At 66.6% G+C, this 14,458-nt stretch carries 12 protein-coding genes and 5 pseudogenes; 10 read left to right on the forward strand and 7 right to left on the reverse strand.

The window, feature by feature from the left end; translation table 11 throughout:
• Window positions 1-505: 505 nt before the first annotated feature.
• The 5 genes and pseudogenes from OHA86_RS11280 to OHA86_RS11300 all read right to left on the reverse strand — a co-directional run.
• Window positions 506-1,893 (reverse strand): annotated as a pseudogene (locus OHA86_RS11280) (tyrosine-type recombinase/integrase).
• Window positions 1,890-2,089: pseudogene (locus OHA86_RS11285) on the reverse strand (helix-turn-helix transcriptional regulator). The pseudogenes OHA86_RS11280 and OHA86_RS11285 overlap by 4 nt, the downstream one beginning before the upstream one ends.
• A pseudogene (locus tag OHA86_RS11290) lies at window positions 2,079-3,401 on the reverse strand (replication initiator); the annotation flags it as partial. The pseudogenes OHA86_RS11290 and OHA86_RS11285, both read right to left, overlap by 11 nt.
• A complete protein-coding gene (locus OHA86_RS11295) occupies window positions 3,344-4,033 on the reverse strand; it encodes an FtsK/SpoIIIE domain-containing protein (RefSeq protein ID WP_443071699.1) in 690 nt (229 codons plus the stop codon). The gene OHA86_RS11295 and the pseudogene OHA86_RS11290, both read right to left, overlap by 58 nt.
• Window positions 4,034-4,118: 85 nt before the next feature.
• Window positions 4,119-4,467, reverse strand: a pseudogene (locus OHA86_RS11300) (SCO3933 family regulatory protein); the annotation flags it as partial.
• Between OHA86_RS11300 and OHA86_RS11305 the strand changes: the two are divergent.
• From OHA86_RS11305 to OHA86_RS11315, 3 genes are all read left to right on the forward strand, one after another.
• On the forward strand, window positions 4,424-5,071 hold the full coding sequence (locus OHA86_RS11305; RefSeq protein ID WP_329174649.1) for a UTRA domain-containing protein: 648 nt from the start codon (window positions 4,424-4,426) through the stop codon (window positions 5,069-5,071). The pseudogene OHA86_RS11300 and the gene OHA86_RS11305 overlap by 44 nt on opposite strands.
• Window positions 5,072-6,391: 1,320 nt before the next feature.
• Entirely contained in the window at window positions 6,392-6,592 is a 201-nt protein-coding gene (locus OHA86_RS11310) for a hypothetical protein (RefSeq protein ID WP_329174651.1), read from the forward strand.
• 256 nt (window positions 6,593-6,848) lie between these two features.
• Window positions 6,849-7,655 carry a DUF6602 domain-containing protein gene (locus OHA86_RS11315; protein WP_329174652.1) on the forward strand — a complete coding sequence of 269 codons (807 nt, stop codon included), beginning with the start codon at window positions 6,849-6,851 and terminating at the stop codon, window positions 7,653-7,655.
• Window positions 7,656-7,723: 68 nt separating this feature from the next.
• On the opposite strand, the gene OHA86_RS11320 is transcribed toward OHA86_RS11315, so the two are convergent.
• Complete coding sequence (locus OHA86_RS11320) at window positions 7,724-8,845, reverse strand: hypothetical protein (RefSeq protein ID WP_329174653.1); 1,122 nt, start codon at window positions 8,843-8,845, stop codon at window positions 7,724-7,726.
• Window positions 8,846-9,276: 431 nt separating this feature from the next.
• Between OHA86_RS11320 and OHA86_RS11325 the strand changes: the two genes are divergently transcribed.
• The 7 genes and pseudogenes from OHA86_RS11325 (at window position 9,277) to OHA86_RS11355 (ending at window position 14,029) form a co-directional block, all read left to right on the forward strand.
• The gene (locus OHA86_RS11325) at window positions 9,277-9,822 is read left to right on the forward strand and encodes a GIY-YIG nuclease family protein (protein WP_329174655.1); all 546 of its coding nucleotides are present in this window, start codon (window positions 9,277-9,279) and stop codon (window positions 9,820-9,822) included.
• Between the two features lie 126 nt (window positions 9,823-9,948).
• Window positions 9,949-10,263: pseudogene (locus tag OHA86_RS11330) on the forward strand (IS701 family transposase); the annotation flags it as partial.
• 811 nt (window positions 10,264-11,074) lie between these two features.
• On the forward strand, window positions 11,075-11,449 hold the full coding sequence (locus OHA86_RS11335; protein WP_329174656.1) for a hypothetical protein: 375 nt from the start codon (window positions 11,075-11,077) through the stop codon (window positions 11,447-11,449).
• A gap of 22 nt (window positions 11,450-11,471) precedes the next feature.
• Window positions 11,472-11,633, forward strand: coding sequence for a hypothetical protein (locus OHA86_RS11340; RefSeq protein WP_329182690.1), 162 nt, complete (start codon window positions 11,472-11,474; stop codon window positions 11,631-11,633).
• A gap of 191 nt (window positions 11,634-11,824) precedes the next feature.
• A complete protein-coding gene (locus OHA86_RS11345) occupies window positions 11,825-12,283 on the forward strand; it encodes a tetratricopeptide repeat protein (protein ID WP_329182691.1) in 459 nt (152 codons plus the stop codon).
• 125 nt (window positions 12,284-12,408) lie between these two features.
• Window positions 12,409-12,774, forward strand: coding sequence for a hypothetical protein (locus tag OHA86_RS11350; RefSeq protein ID WP_329174657.1), 366 nt, complete (start codon window positions 12,409-12,411; stop codon window positions 12,772-12,774).
• 295 nt (window positions 12,775-13,069) lie between these two features.
• The gene (locus tag OHA86_RS11355) at window positions 13,070-14,029 is read left to right on the forward strand and encodes a 3-oxoacyl-[acyl-carrier-protein] synthase III C-terminal domain-containing protein (RefSeq protein WP_329174659.1); all 960 of its coding nucleotides are present in this window, start codon (window positions 13,070-13,072) and stop codon (window positions 14,027-14,029) included.
• Between the two features lie 145 nt (window positions 14,030-14,174).
• Here the strand turns inward: OHA86_RS11355 and OHA86_RS11360 are convergent, their stop codons facing one another.
• Window positions 14,175-14,432 (reverse strand): hypothetical protein, encoded by a 258-nt coding sequence (locus OHA86_RS11360; RefSeq protein ID WP_329174660.1) that lies wholly within the window; start codon window positions 14,430-14,432, stop codon window positions 14,175-14,177.
• Window positions 14,433-14,458 lie beyond the last annotated feature (26 nt).

The following is a 14,458-nucleotide window of genomic DNA, read 5'->3' on the forward strand; positions in this document are numbered from 1 at the left end:
GTCACGCTGGAGGGGTTCGCAGGCCGACGCGGCGTGCGAAGCGCCCCAGTACTCGTATCAAGCCGCGCGGCCTCGGGCCGATCTTGTGCGGGTCCCCCTTGTCGGAGACCCGATCTTGGCGCGGCTTCCCAACGACAGCTACGTTCCCGAGACCACCAACGAAGGCCAGATCATGGCGGCCTACAGTGAGCGACGTCAGCTCTTTGGGACGGTCGCAGGCGTTGTTCTCAAACATTCTGGGTGTTTCGGCTCCGACGTCGTCGCGATGGCGCACAACGTATTAGCGACGCCCAAAACCATAACGTCGGTACAGATGCCATCTCCACCACACTGCGCAGACAATTGGCCATCCACATCTATAGGGAAGCAGGGAGCGTGCTCTCACCACGGCGGGGTGGTCTACTCGATGTTCGCCATACTGCACTTCGAATGATCCCCGAGTGGAGACGTGCTGGAAAAACGAGAGGGCACCCGGTCGCCCAGGTGCCCTCATCGACATGCTGCCTCACCAAGTGCTAGTTTCCGCCTCGCCAAGGCCCTGCATGATCCTCTGATTCATCTCGGCTTCCTGGCCGTCGATGCACTTGGCGTAGATCTTCAACAGCACGTCCACCGAGTGGCCCGCGCGGGCGGCGACCTCCGGCGCTGGAACACCGGAGTTGAGCCACTGGGAGACGCCCGCGTGCCGCAGGTCGTACGGCCAAGCTGCCATGGCCGAGGCGACCTGGGGCGGGAGCAGGGCCAGCTCCCTCGCCTGCTTCCAGACCCGGGAGTAGGACGAGGTCGCCACCACGTTCCCGTACTCGCTCTGGAAGAGCCGCCCGTCGTCCGCCGTGCCGAACTCGGCAACGTGCTCCCGGAGCAGCCGGACAAGCGGAGGCGGGATCGGCACGACCCGCACCTCACCCTTCTCGCGCTGCTTCAAGCCGCGTCGATCATGCGCCTCCCCGGAGTCCGTCCACGTCTTACCGGCCGAGGGCCGCGTCTCGGCGACTTCGATCCGGCCCCAGCCGGTCTCCGGCAAGGTGCAGTCCGACAACCGCAGGCCCAGCGCCTCGCCCGGCCGCAAGGCCGCGTAATAGAGGCACGCGAAGAAGGCCCGCAACCGGCGACCGCTGGCCCGGTCGAAGCGACCCACGTACGTCACAGCCGTCAACAGCTCCCGCGCCTGCCGCGGGTTGACCACCACCCGCCGGTCAACCTCCTGGAGAGCCCGCTTGCCCCGCTCCGCCGGACCCGCGTCAGCGGATTCGCCGAGAGAAGTTCCAGCTCCAGCCCGTACTCCAGCGCCTTGAAGACGACCGCACGACGACGCCGATACGTCTGCGTCGCCGCCGGCGTGCCGTCCAGCTTGCGCCCCAGCGCTTCGACCAACTCATGAACCCGAGCCAGCTCATTCAGCTCGCCAACCGGCAGCGAAGCACGTTGGAGTCACTTCACCGCCGCCGCCACGTCCTCCGGACGCTCCCGCCCCCTCCGCGGTACAAGCAGCACATACGACCTGAGGGCCTTCCGCAGCACGTCGCCCGAGGGGCGGCCCCGCAACGGCTTGACGAACACCGGCACCACCAACGCCAGTGCGTCCGTCATGCTGTCGCGGTGCCTGGCCGACGCCTCCGCCCACCGGTGATCGAGGTACTTCACCGCCAGGTCGAAGAGCGACAGCGCGGCCTTACCGCCCCGCATGGAGTCGGGCAGACCGGCCACCGTGTCGAACGGCTCGCCCGTCTCCACCGCGCCGAGCAGCTTCGCGCGGAGGCGGTCCGCGAGCGCCGTCGTCTTGAAGACCTCATGGAACGGCGCCTTGTCCACCGACCAGCGGACGAGGTACGTCGGCTTCTTGGCCGAGCGGTTGACGCTCAGCTTCCAGACGGAGACCTTGTACGACTTCACGCCGCGCCCTCCGCCCGGTCTCCAGCCAGGCGTTCAGCACGGTCCGCCGGACCCGTAGTTCCCCGTTCGGGAGGCGGATGCAGGCCGGGGCGAGGCCCAGTTCGCGCCAGCGGTAGAAGGTGCGCCGGGAGATGCCGCCCAGCTCTTCCAGGACCTCCCGCACGGTGAGCAGCCCAGTCGTGCGCTCACGCGCCATGACGCTCACCGCCCTCCCGCACCGACGCGGCGAGGAGAGCCGCTTCCGGCGAGTAACCGCGCCCGGCGTAGCGCCAGCTTCCGGCGGTTACCGTCGCTCGCCCGTCGAGGCCGAGCGCGGAACGCCGCTGGTCCGCGCGGTGCTGCGTACGGGCGTCCCGCAACGCCGTGAGAGTGGTCGAGTAGCGGCGCAACTTGGTCGAGAAGTGCCCGCCGTAGCCGAGCATGTGAGCCCAGCGCCGCAGTCCGAGCGGTTCAAAGTCGGGCAGGCCGCCGAGCCACCAGCACGTACCGATCATCCGCAGCACGTGCCGTCGAACCGGCAGGACCACCAGCTCCCGGGCGTGACGTATTCGCCCGTCCACGGCCCCGGCCGCCTCCGCACCCTTGGTGGCGTACTTGGCGATGTAGCCCGCCACCGCCGCCGAGGTGAGGTCACCGGTACCGAACTCCGCGACGGGCCGTACGTCCACCTGCGTCCCGAACCGCAGCACGCGCCGGCCGACGATCCCTGTCCCCGGCGCTTCCAGGTGGACCGGGCCGACCGACTCCCGTACGGCGTCGGCGAGTAGTTCGGTCGTCGCCCATCCTGGCGGAGCCGACTCAGGACCCTCCGGACCGTCGAGCCGGAGCACCGCATGGAAGTGCACCAACCCGCGCCGTTGGTACTCGGCCACCTTCGCGTACGACAGCCGGGCCGAGTCGGCGAACTCCGTACGCGACAGGCCGACCCGCCGAGCCAACTCCCGCCGCAGTTCAAGCGCGAACCGGTGCCAGAGCCGACCGGCCGACGCCTGCCACAAGACGGCACCGGCGTAGTCGTAGCAACGCGGACACAGCGGCTCACCGAGTCGGGAGTCGTCCGCGTGGTGGCGTTCGCCGCAGCCGACCGGCATCCCGTGCGGGCAGCGCTCCCCCGCCCGGCGCGGTCGGCAGACGCGTACAAGGCCGTCCCGCTCACGTCGGGTGTGGACCGGCCCGAAGCCGGGGGCGGTGAGTGTGGCGAAGACGCGGGGATGCCCGCCGACGCTGGCCGGCGTTGCCTTGCCGCCGACGAGTCCGGCCCGGATGAGCTGATAGGTGTCGGCCCGGTAGACGCGTGCGCAGGTCGGGCAGACGCTTGCCCGCCGATTTCCGCAGGCGACGAGCAGTCGGCCGCCGTACGCCTGCGAGCCGTACGACCAAAGCAGTTCGCCGCTCGCCACGTCGACGAACGCGGACGCCCCGACGAGGTGAACCGGGTTGGTGCAGCCGTTCAGGCGGACGATGTTGCGCCGCCACGCGGAGAAGTCGGCGTCACCCGCCCTCGCGACCGCTGTCCCGCGACGACCAGGAAAACGCCGAGTGCGGCCCCGAGCTGTGCCAGCCGGATGAGCGCGGTCCCGGCGGCATGCGCTTCATCCTTCTCGCCACGGTTGGCAATGAGGAACAGCTCCGCCAACTCGTCCACGATCACGACGACGCGGACTGGCCGTAACGCGTCAGGCAGACCCCAGACGTTCCGCACCCTGGCCGCACGGCAGATCGCCATTCGGTCAGTGGTGAGGTCAACGAGGGCCGCCAGCAGCCGGACCGCCTGCGTGCGGTTGGTGGCGAGTGCCGACAACCGCGGTTCGTTGAGCGACAGTTCCATGCCGCCCTTGCAGTCGATCCCGACCAGGGCGACCGGTTGGGGTGCAAGGCCGGCGACGAAGGCGTTGATCAGCGTGGATTTGCCGGATCGCGTGGCTCCGACGATGAGCCAGTGCGGTATCTGCCGGAGATCGATGACCCACTCGGCCCCGGTCTCCAGGACGCCCACGGCTACGTTCAGCAGAACGCCACTCCCCCGCTGGGAAGGTATTCGCGGCGCGGCCAACGGGTCCGCAGCCGACGCAGCCACCCGCACGTAACCCGGCTTCCACGCTGTCACCCGCACCGCGTGCACTTGCCACGTCTCGGCCATCGCAGGCGCGGCCTTGACGAAGTCCTGCGGCACCTGGCCGGGCAGCAGCCGTACGACGAACCAGAAGCCGCCAGCCGTGGGACGGACCGGCCCCCTTGCTGGGAGCGGCGGACGCGGGCGGGGCGGCGAGCGGCCGTATCGGAAGCCCGGAAGGCGATGCCGTGCCGTCCCTCGTTCTCCCACGGGACGGCCACGAGGTCCCTCACCTGCACAGGCATCCCGAGCTGTATGCCGCTCGGCTCCCCGGCCACGCTGACGTTCACCCCGTCGGCCGATCCGATGGACGTGAGGCACAGGCCGACCTGAAACACGGTCCGTCCGGTGTCGCGGTCGACGCGGAGCTGTCCAGTCTCACGGTTGGCGACACGCGGGGCCGGAGGGACAGCGCAGATGATCGCCGTGAACTTGGCGGTGTCGATCGAAAGGGTTGCCACTGTTCTGAACTCCTCTGGGGTGCGGGGCGGGAGACGAACTCCCGTCGAGCCGGAGGAACCGATCGCCGTCCGGATGGACGCCCCGCTCGCCCTGGCCGATCTCCTCCGCGTTCCACCGGGCGAACCGCTGTACACGTACGACGCCTTGCAGACCGCCGAGCCCGGCCTCCGCCAGCTCCATCGCACCTATGTGCCGTTCTCCATCCTGATCAGCACGAAGTACGAGGACGAGGCGCCCCCGCCGGCCCCGCGGCTCTACGCAGCCGTCGCGGACCTGGGCCACGAACTCCACTTCACGGAGTACCTGCGCCCGAGGATGCCCCTCCCCGACCAGGCCCAGGCCCTCCGCCTCCCGGTGCTGACCATCCTCCGCGTCACTCTTAACGAGCACGACAAGCCCCTCGCCTTGGAGAGTTCCAACTCCCCGGCGACGACCTCGAACTCGCCTACCCTCTCTGAGGCTCGGGGTTCCTGGCTCAAACTTTCTCTACGTCTTCAAGCTCCCCGCCGTTGGCGGGGAGAGGGAGGGGAGAAGGGCGCCGGTCATTCCCTCGGGTGGGATCGTCGCGGAGCGCGGAGCTCCCGGGCCTTCGGGCCTGCGTAGTGATCAACCCTCGTCCCGCGCGGGGTCGGCGAAGGCGATCGGCGAAACCTCCCAGGAGGTGCCGGCGGGGGCTGCTGCCCAGGCCCACGGGGACGGCCTCCGCCTTGGGGCGGATGGATGTTGTCCGGCAGCTCTTACCCTTCGGGTACCCGGCTGGCCGGTACAATCGGCTTCCAGCCGTCGCTACGGGAAACACCCCATCGGCCGCTACCGCGGCCGCTCGGGAGCTCGCGCTTGCGCTCCTGCCTCCGGCCCGCGCCGCGCGGCCCCCGGCCCCGCGCCAGGAATGCCACGGGGTTCCCCGCTACACGCTTTGCCCGACCCCTACCGCCGGACCGAGCACAAACACGCCGACAACCCCACGCCACCTGCCAGCACAGCACCCCCGGATCAGCAGAAGCACCACGTCCCACCCCCAGACGTCCCGCACCACCAGCCATCCAGGCCCAGCAGGGGTGTCAACCAGCGCCCGGGAACCACGGCGACCAAGAGGTAAGGAGGGAGAGGAAGGCGGAGGCGAGTGGGTGGTGATGCCTCCGGCGGGGGCGCTCAGGCTCCGAGATGGACGGGGGCTCGTTCGGCGGGTGCGGGAGTGTCGTGGTGGGGGTGGGAGCTTCCATCCCGCCTGCCAGCCAGAGGGTAGTGAGCTGAGGAGGTGAGGGGCGCTACGGACGAGTCAGCGTGTAAGTATCAGGCCCTGCCCGGTGCTCGACCTCCCAGGCGTCGCGGGCGAGGCGAAGGGTAAAGGTTCCGGCACAGCCGCCATGGAGGAGCAACGTCACGACCGTTGAGCCCGCACCCGAACCTTTCCACATGACGGCCGGAACGCCATCAGCCCCCTTCCCACAAAGGAAGCAGGCGTCACCCTCCTTGAAGTACCACTCATCATCTGGTTGAACGACACTCATAGAATTTCCCCCCAAGATCGGCTGGATATCACCCTACTACTCTCCGCATACAGGTGCTCACTCTCGAACGTATGGGGAGAGAGCGCACCAACCAGGACCTTGTATGCGAGGAGTGCCGCGACCCAGGCCAGCCGGCGTGTGGGCGGGGGACTTTGCCACTAGACGTCGTGCTGTGCGACCGCTGCTGGAACCGCTTGGCCAACGAGCTAGCGGAGATCGACGAAGCCACCGACCCACCAGGCCCGAGGATCCCCGCACACACGGTCGAGTGCCAGCACCCGGCAGCCCAAGCCAGGGTCGAGGAAGCGTGGCGGGCAGACCGGGGCCGGCAGGCGTGGGTACCGCCCTCCGTCGAGGAGTTCGAGGACGACGAGGGCTGATGCGTCCACCATCGCGCGGATAAGCTGGCGCCATGGACGCCAGCCAGGAACCGACCGGTTGCCTGTCGGACGAGGAGTTCCGTCAGTTCCTCAACTTGCTCCGGCGCTACCTGCATCACGACTTGGACCAGTGGGAATGCCTCGTGACCCAGCGCGAGTACGGCCCGGCCTATGCGGTCTTCGCGAACAAGCTCCCGGAGGGCTGGCCCGAGGACATGTTCAGGTCGTTCTAGCCCGCCGGACAGTCCGCGCCCCGCGTGCCCGCCACGTGCCCGCCTGAGGGGGAAACACGGGGAACAGCGGGCCGGATGCCCCGGAAGCCCTGTACGGCGCCGCACGAGGTCACCGCGTGGGCACCGCACTGGTCTTCCAAACTTGTACTGCACGGCAATGAAGCACAGCATCCCCAGCAGGCAGCAGCACCCCCACTACCCTCGGCAAACCCGTCATCGCGGCCAAGCGGCGAACAGTCTCCCCTAAGATTCATGCATGACCGCAGAGAAACTAGGCAAGATCCTCAGCTCAGTCGCAAAGAGGATGCGTGCCGACTTTGAGCAGTCGAAAAACTTCAACCACAACGGCGAAGCTGGGACATCCCGCGAAGTCCTCATCCAGGAATTTCTGTCTGGTTATTTGCCGGCCCATGTGGAAGCCGTGCACAATGCGGAAGTAATCGCAGCGAACGGCGAAGTGTCGCCGCAATGTGACATTGTGCTCATTGATCGTGGGACTCCTCCCTTCACCAACCTTAACGGCTTTCGGATCATTCCGAACGAATGCGTGTATGGCATGGTCGAAGTGAAGACGAAACTTGACGGAGTTCAACTCGCGGACGCGTGCGCCAAAATCAGCAAGATGCGAAGACTCCCGAAGACATCATTCCGGCCGATCCCCGGAATGATTCCACGGTCGACTAAAGCATACGGAGCGACTCACGATTACTTCCCGACATCCGGAATGATCGTGGCATTCGACAGCCTTACACTGAGTACCATCGGTGACCATCTTATCGAGTGGTGTCGAACCCGAAATCCCGTCGAGTGGCCAGACAGCGTGTGGGTTGCTGGCAAGGGACATCTACAGTGGGGTGATCCGCGTAACGGTTCGCTCTTCAGGTCCCCGATAGCAGGTGCAGCACTTCTCCAGATCGACGCCGAGCCCGATCAAGACATACTACTCCCACTTGCCCTGCACCTGAATATCCACTTTTCCGATGCCTGGATGAATCCGCTCGACCTCATCCCGTATTCTGGCACCACGCCGTTGGGAAAAATCTCCAAACTGTGGACAATTTAGGCAACGGTTGGCAAGGCCTCCTGCTCTGTCGCCACCCCAACGGCCAGGCGACAGAGCAGAGGCCGGCTTTACTCACCGACCCGAGCAACTACGTCTCCGACGAAGCGGCCATCATCCGAGCGATACACCACCCCGACGTCATACCGATCGAGTAGGGCGTACATGTCGGGGCTTGGGGCACCTGGCAGCAGGATGACGCGCGTGGGCTCACCCTCGTGCTCTGCCGACTTGACGTAGCGGCTGTAGTCGAGGATCTGGCCGAGAGCCATCCGCACGTCCTCTCGGGAGCTCGACCCCTTCGCCTCATAGAGCACGTGGTCCGTCGCGTCATACAGGTCTGTACGGAGCGTTGAGGTGAGGCCCTTCACCTTGATCTGGAAGGCGCCGGTCCTGTGCCCAGCAGCATCCAAGTGTGCCTTGTACGCCTGCGTCAGCAGCGCTTCGTGGCGCACGGCGATGGTAGCGGCAGCGGCAGCCCGGAGACTCAGCTTGGTACTGAATGCCTCAGGGAGCACAAAAGTGCCGCTCGTCTCGATGTTAGGGGCTGCCTTGCGCGAGGAACTTCCCTTACGTGCGTGCTGTTTGGGAAGTGGCAGCGCACCGCTTGTTGCAGGGTCGGTCTGGAACATCGCCGCGGTGACAACCTGGAACGGCACGAACTCCGCGGTGGTCTCCTCAGCCGGGGGGATAGCGTCCTGCGTAGCACGCTGGACAGCACCCTCGGGACGCAGGCGGAAGACGAGGACATCCCGCTCGTTGCGGTCTTCGCCATGGACCCTGCGCCACACATACGGCTGCCCCCCGTCCAGGGTGAACGCCCCGAGGTATCGGTGCGTCTTCGTATCGGTGCCGGGCAGCTTGCCGACTCGTGTGAACACGCGAAGCACTCGGTCTTGCTCCGCGTGCCGAAGAATCGCCCTGTTCCCTGAGCCGGCGACCCCTTCGAAGGTCTGGTCACCGGACTTCCCGGCACCGGTGTACTCGAAGACGGAGCCCAACTCGTCCTCTTCGGCCAACCATCCGTCGTAGTACCCGGCCTGCTCTCCGACGTCTGGGTCCGAATAAAGGTTCACGCTGCGCATGGCCGCAGAGGGACAGATCCCACCCTGCGGACTCCCTCCGAACACCGCACGAATCTCCGTGCGCGTGCGCACATCGCCGGGGCTGATCCCCTCAACGCTCGTGGTCATGTCCTGACCTTAGATCAGCGCACTGACAACTCGGCCCCTCCCAGCGCGACTCCCGGTCGGTTGCTGGGAGCAGCCAACCTCGCCGTTCAGCGGACTGTCCGTGGACCGACAGCGGGCGGCCCGCCGACTCCACGGCTCTGAGCTGCCGAAGCCTTGGAAGGCGCAGGCCCTCCGGAGCCGTGCGCTTGGGAGCACTTTGGGACCACACGCTATGCGCGCAGCCGAACAACACCAGCGCAGGTGAGCGGCTGATCGTGCCTCAGAATGCGTCTGACCTGCGGAACCCCTTGAATCGATAAGCTGGGGGTCAAGGACGTGAGGATTCAACGGCTACCCACGTTGGAGAGGATCGCCCCTCTCGGGGACGGGAGTGCTCTGTTGGCAGCTACGGATAACCTTCGAGCTTCGGTCGTTGGAAGATTGGAGGCGTCATGGAAGTTGTCCCTCTCATCCGTCCGGAGCGGTTGTGGTCGGCGCGCGAGGTCTTGACGCGGCCGAGTCCTGTTCCGGCGGTGGCTGGGGTCTACGGGTGGCACTTCGACGGGGCGCCGCACCCGGACCTGCAAGCCGGGCGGCTGTTGTATGTCGGCATAGCGCCGCGGTACATGGCGAACCGGGTCAGCACGCAGAACCTGCGGAAGCGGGTGCGGTATCACTTCCGTGGCAACGCGGCCGGCTCGACGCTGCGGCTCACCCTTGGGTGCCTGCTCGGGCTTGAGTTGCGCCGTGTGGGCAGCGGCAAACGGATGACCTTCGGCAAGGCTGGGGAAGCCGAGCTGAGTCAGTGGATGGTGGACAACGCGCGAGTGTGCTGGGTTGAGCAGGCCGAGCCGTGGGACTTCGAGTCGAAGCTCATCTCTGAACTTGACCTTCCGCTCAACTTGGATCAGAACAGGCGCAACGCCTTCCATGGGCAGCTAAAGGAGCTGCGTGCCCAAGCCCGCATGCGCGCGCGGGAGTTGCCTGTCGGCTCGTAGTTCCTGGGCCGTCGCTGGGCCGTCCGAGGGTGCTCGGTAGTGGCCGACGACGACCGATGACGACCCCTCCGGCGGACGCCGCAACCGTCCCGACCAGGGAAGACGCAGGTGGTCGCGCAGCCCTCCGAGACCGAGAAGGGCCTGGCCGGACTCGATGAACACCAGGTCCGCCGCTACCCCTCCTGGAGCCGCTGGGTCACCCTCGCCATGCTGGCTCATGCCTTCCTCGCCGTCGTCCGCGCCGACGAACACGCCCACCGGCCAGGACCGGCCGACCTGACCCCGCTGACCTGCAACGAGATCCAGCACCTGTTCCTCACCGTCACCGTCCGGCCGCCGACAGACCTCGCCCACCGGCTCGGCTGGTCCGACTGGCGACGCCGCCACCAGGCACGATCACAGGCCGGCCACTACCAGCGACAAGCCGCAGCACAGACATAAAGATCACGATCTACAGCTGGAGTATTAGGTGTAACGGCCGCGGGCCGAGCGGCGACGAGCGTCGCGGATGGTGTGCCACTCGGCGAACGGGCCTATGGCGCCTGACGTGTGAGGCGGCAGCCCGGCCACCGTCCGGGCCGACCAGTTGGTGTGAGCAGGGCGAGGTTCTCGTCGCGCGGCGGGAGTATCCCGGCGGTGACCAGCAGGCCGCGCACGTGGGCGGTGGCGTACCGCTGGGGCAGAGCGTCCAGGGCGTCGTGATCGAGCGCACCGGACTGACCGGCCAGTTGGCCCAGCAGGTGCGCGGCGGGACTGTTCCACGAGTCTGTCCCGGTCGGTTACGTGAGGCGGCTCTGTGCGGTGACTGGGGTAGCTCCTGATTGTGACAGGCGCTCGCCACATCACGCCCGGGCACGTTGAGGGCCTTGGTTTTGCCAGGAGGCTGTAGAAGCACCAATCCTCCCCTCCATGGCGTGGGAAAATTCATCCGCCGTGAAACCGCACTCATCGCCCACAACGGTTGAAATGTTAAAGATCAAACCAAGGAATGACAAAGACGGTATTGGACCTGGGGACAGCGCCGACCGAGTACGCCTCCGCTTCGCTGAGCACCGCCCGAAAAGCACAACAAGGCGGATTAATCACCACTCGAAGGACGGGCGCTGCGATGTCAAGACTTCAAATCAGCCATACTGTGGCACCATTCGGACTGATCGACACGGCGTAGCGATGTTAGCTTACAGTAAATGGCGTGCTCGCGTTAGATTGCGCGAATTCCTGAGCAGGCCAGGCGACGTGCGAGGAGAGTTACATGAAGCGTAGGTACATTGCCCTGCTCGGACTGGTGGCGGCAGGGATGTACGTAAGTTCAGGGACTTCGTGGTCTTATGACGCGAAAACGTGGACGGACGACTTTTCCGGCTATGCCTACTGGACGGAAAATGGCGACAGCATGCAGGTCTGCGACGACGCGGCAGACGGTTACGGAGTCAGGGGCTACATCTACACGCCCAACGTCAGCGACCCTATAAACGGAACGGTATTGTTCAAGGGGGATGATCCCAGCTCCAACGGTACGTGTGAAACCTACTCGAAGGACATCAATGAGACCGGCCACATCGGCATAAAGGTCTGCAACTATTCGGGCGCGACGGTCATCAGGTGTGGCTACCATCTCATAAGGTAAGAATCATATCCCCCAGCCCTCGGTGGTCTTTCGACCGCCGCTCCTGCTGGTCCTGCTGTGCCCCTGTGTGGACTACGTGATCGTCTTCAGCGGACTGGCCTGGCCGGCGCCGACGACCGCTGCCTGCTCGCCGGGCTCGGGCCGCGGGACTGACCAGCAGGACACCCACCAGCCGACCCATTGACCTGCAATTGCTGCCGGAACACGGTGACCGCTCCCCGGCGGGAAGGCGGCGTGCAGATCCCGTCGCGGACACGGCAGGGCCCGCACCGTCATTCCGGCCGCCCCGGAGTCTTACCACACCGCCCACGCCAGAAGGCGAGATTGTTGCGGGTGGTGAGGGTGTCGGGGTGGTCAGGGCCCAGCCCCCACGCCATGTCGGGCAGCAGATCCGCGAACGCCGCCCAAGCGCTGCGCGCCTGCACCATCGCCCTGACCGCCAGCACTGAAACCGTCCTCCGCCAGCCTGATGCCCACCTGGTGCTGTTCCTGGCGGGCAGAAGCCTGGGCGAGTCCGGCCAGGTCACCGCCGCTGTCAGCCACTTCCAGCGGTTGGCCGCGACCACCTGCCGCCATCTCGGCCCCGACCACCCCGACACCCTTCACGCCCGCGGCAACCTCGCCTTCTGGCGGGGTGAGGCGGGGGATGCGGCCGAGGCCGCAGCCAGTGCGGTATCGCGCTCGATGCCAGGCCACACCGCGGTCAGGGCGTCGGCCGCTGGCCGCGCGGTCCAGTCGCGCCGGGCGGGGTCGAGGGTGTCGCGGACAGCCCGCTGGACAACCTGGTGCACCCGCACCACCGCCACCCGGCCAGGAAATCATGGCGCGAAATAATCATTTGTTATCCCTTTACCGCTTTCTGACTATTCCTCTTTTCCTGGGTGGAGTTTGCCGGATTGATCCCGAGGAAGTTACTGACCAAAGGCCGAACAGAGGCCGCCGAGCTGAAAGGCAAGCAAATGAAGCGCTTCATGCAGAAGATGGGGATGTTCTCCGCAGTGGCCGTGGTGGGCCTCGGTACGGCCGTCCTGCCGGCAGCCGCAGCGCATGCCGCAGAGCCGGTCTGCCCGCTGGTCGTCGGAGTGTGCACCTGGACGGAGCCGGGCTTCGGGGGTGACCTGCGGATCCTCTTCGACGACGAGCCCGCGATCGCACCGCCCACGCAGAGCGCGAGGAACCAGGACTTCGACACCTGGTGTTTCTACGAGCGGCCGTTCTACGACAACCAGGGACAGATGCGCGAGGTCAACCGCGGCGAGACGGTGAACGACTTCGGCTTCAGCGCCCATTCCGCCAAGCGCGGGCAGTGCGACTACGACAGCTGAGACAGACCCGCGGGACGACCCGCCACTCGGGTGTGTCCGTGCGCAGCGCCACCCCGGACAGGCCGCTCGCACGGGCCGCTGCCGCTCGGCAGGGATCGCCCAACCAGGCACCGCGGAGGGCGGCCGGCGCTCCAGCCGCAGCAGGACCGGCGCGGCGGTACTGACACGCTGCCGCCGAGGTGTCCCTCCGCGGGACACCCCGGCGGCGGGCGGTCCACGATCACAGACACCGCGTCGAGGGAAGCAATGAGATCTGCCAGCTCATACTGGCGGCTCACGCGATCGAGGGAGCCTGATGAGTATCGGAATCGGCGCCATCCACTGCCTACTCCCACAAGACCGCGTGTCAGTTACCGACCTGCCGGAATTCGCCGGCCAGCAGGATGTGGAGCCCGGCTCCGCCGATATCTCCGGCGTCCGCACGGTGAGCGTCTCAACAGACGACAGCGCATGCGACCTGGCCGTTCGTGCTTGCCGGGAGCTACTGGCCGCGCACCCGGGCGAACCGGACCTGATGATCCAGATCGCGTCCCGGCCGGCGGAGGCGCTCCCCGGCTCGGACGCACATCGCATCCACAACCGGGTGGGCCTGACGTCGGCCTTCCCTTTCACCGTGGGCGGGCTGGGCTGCGCGGGAGCGTCCGTAGCCGCGGCCCTGGCGCGTGATCTGCTTCTGGCGGACCCCGCTCGGCACAGCGTCCTGCTGGCTTACGGCAGCAGGCCGGCCGATGGCGACCGGGTGCGGTACCCGGTCGCCGTCGTCGGTGACGGGGCGTTCGCGATGACGATCGCGCGCGGGGGCCGGCCGGTTCTCAAAGCCCACCGGATGCAGGCCGACGGCATTTTCAACGATCTGTATCGCGTCGACCACAAGCGCGCACCCGGGCAGGAGTGGAGCGAGGAGAATGCGCTGAAGGGCGGCTACTTCGAGTTGGCGACGCAGAGCCGAACCCGCATGAGTGCACTCGTGGACGAGACGCTGTCCGATGCCGGCCTTACCAAGGACGACATCGCCGCCACGCTGATGCCGAACGTCACGGCGAGCGCCTACCAGTTCTACGAGCAGGCCCTCGGCCTGCCCATTCACCCGGTCTGTGGCAAGCACCTGGCCGAAGTCGGCCACCTGGGACCGATCGACGTCATCCTGAACCTCCACCGCCTGCCGGCCGAAGGCGACCTCAGCAGCGCCGATCACGTCCTGGTCCTGAGTAACGCCCGGTACGCAACCTGGGCCGTCACCCTCTGGGAAGTGTGACCATGTGGCTGCGGTGAGGTGCACGACTTCGACACCCGCGAGCTCCTACGCACCCACGTCCTCGACGGCATCATCAACGACTATCGTTATGCCGTTTGACCAGCAGCGATCCCTTTCCGAGCCCCCAGCCGCCACCGTGGGCCCGTCAGTCGTCTTCGGGGTCGAACTCAAAGGTGAAATAGATGCGCAGCGAGTAGGGCTCATCCTCGTCGTGCAGGAAGTCCCAGGAGACGTCCACCAGGAAGATCTTCTGTTCCGCCACCCACTCGTGGGCCCTCTTGAAGACTTCCGCGGCGGTGGTGGCGGTGAAGAACCTGCTGGCCACGGGATGCACCTGATTCTCGGCATCCGAGTCGTCGAAACCCTCAGGAACGTCCAGGCAGTGGCCGGCGTCGAATTCCATGGCAGCGCCCTTTCCGGTAAGTCATC

The sequence above is a fragment of the Streptomyces sp. NBC_01477 genome, assembly GCF_036227245.1.
Classification (GTDB): domain Bacteria; phylum Actinomycetota; class Actinomycetes; order Streptomycetales; family Streptomycetaceae; genus Actinacidiphila.

Excerpts from the sequence above, each read along its gene's own strand:
- OHA86_RS11295 (WP_443071699.1), bottom strand. The coding sequence starts at position 4,033 with ATGGCCGAGACGTGGCAAGTGCACGCGGTGCGGGTGACAGCGTGGAAG.
- OHA86_RS11305 (WP_329174649.1), top strand. The coding sequence starts at position 4,424 with ATGATCGCCGTGAACTTGGCGGTGTCGATCGAAAGGGTTGCCACTGTT.
- OHA86_RS11310 (WP_329174651.1), top strand. The coding sequence starts at position 6,392 with ATGGACGCCAGCCAGGAACCGACCGGTTGCCTGTCGGACGAGGAGTTC.
- OHA86_RS11315 (WP_329174652.1), top strand. The coding sequence starts at position 6,849 with ATGACCGCAGAGAAACTAGGCAAGATCCTCAGCTCAGTCGCAAAGAGG.
- OHA86_RS11320 (WP_329174653.1), bottom strand. The coding sequence starts at position 8,845 with ATGACCACGAGCGTTGAGGGGATCAGCCCCGGCGATGTGCGCACGCGC.
- OHA86_RS11325 (WP_329174655.1), top strand. The coding sequence starts at position 9,277 with ATGGAAGTTGTCCCTCTCATCCGTCCGGAGCGGTTGTGGTCGGCGCGC.
- OHA86_RS11335 (WP_329174656.1), top strand. The coding sequence starts at position 11,075 with ATGAAGCGTAGGTACATTGCCCTGCTCGGACTGGTGGCGGCAGGGATG.
- OHA86_RS11345 (WP_329182691.1), top strand. The coding sequence starts at position 11,825 with ATGTCGGGCAGCAGATCCGCGAACGCCGCCCAAGCGCTGCGCGCCTGC.
- OHA86_RS11350 (WP_329174657.1), top strand. The coding sequence starts at position 12,409 with ATGAAGCGCTTCATGCAGAAGATGGGGATGTTCTCCGCAGTGGCCGTG.
- OHA86_RS11355 (WP_329174659.1), top strand. The coding sequence starts at position 13,070 with ATGAGTATCGGAATCGGCGCCATCCACTGCCTACTCCCACAAGACCGC.
- OHA86_RS11360 (WP_329174660.1), bottom strand. The coding sequence starts at position 14,432 with ATGGAATTCGACGCCGGCCACTGCCTGGACGTTCCTGAGGGTTTCGAC.